At 39.8% G+C, this 663-nt stretch carries 2 protein-coding genes; one reads left to right on the top strand and one right to left on the bottom strand.

Features of this window, described 5'->3' with window-relative positions; all coding sequences use genetic code 11:
* A partial coding sequence (locus HSP_RS11450; protein WP_029495117.1) for a hypothetical protein occupies positions 1-362 on the top strand: 362 nt, incomplete at its 5' end.
* Positions 363-404: 42 nt separating this feature from the next.
* On the opposite strand, the gene HSP_RS10830 is transcribed toward HSP_RS11450, so the two are convergent.
* On the bottom strand, positions 405-663 hold a 259-nt coding region (locus HSP_RS10830; protein WP_010128777.1), incomplete at its 5' end, for a hypothetical protein.

Raw genomic sequence — 663 nt, 5'->3', positions numbered from 1 at the left:
CTATTTTAGTTGTCGGGGTGATTTCAGGCGCGATATACTTATATAACTTAGCGATCTCATTGTTTGATTCAAACCCGACGTCTGTGCAATTCACCTTTTGCGGAGTAGGCTGTTTTATTGCTCTATTACTTCAATGGATATCTAATGTTGATGCAAATTACAGAGAAAGAATTGGGGATCAACCAGGTACAATAAAAAACATTGTACAATATTTATTTGCAGCCATTATTACCATTAGTTTCATTACAATGGCATTAACAGCCATATTAGTCTTAAAAGACTCGTCCAACATATGGCTCAACATTACTTTTATTGCATTATTACTGTCCATTTTTGTAGCTATTATTTCTGTTTGGGGTTGACTTTTTTTCTTAAAAAGCCCGAAAACCGGGCTTTTTTCTTAATTAGTGCATGTCCTGTGAATCGTCACGCTGCTGCTGCGATTCCTGATGATCTTCTCTGGCCTGGACAAATTGTTTTCCAAGAGCATCTTCTGCCATTTCACGAGTGAATCCGTGATTAAGCAAATCGGATTCGGCCTTCTCCCTTTCGAACTTCAGTCCTTCCCCTCTGAACTTGTCCTCAAAGCGATCAATTGCCTCAAGAATCTTGCCGTCTTCCGGCGTGCAATCCCGTCCCTGTGCTTTCTCAATTTCATGAGTA

The organism is Haemophilus sputorum CCUG 13788, assembly GCF_000238795.1.
In the GTDB taxonomy this organism is placed as follows: Bacteria; Pseudomonadota; Gammaproteobacteria; order Enterobacterales; family Pasteurellaceae; genus Haemophilus_A; species Haemophilus_A sputorum.
Note: the sequence above shows the minus strand (reverse complement) of the source record. Positions and strands in the feature narration are given on the sequence as shown.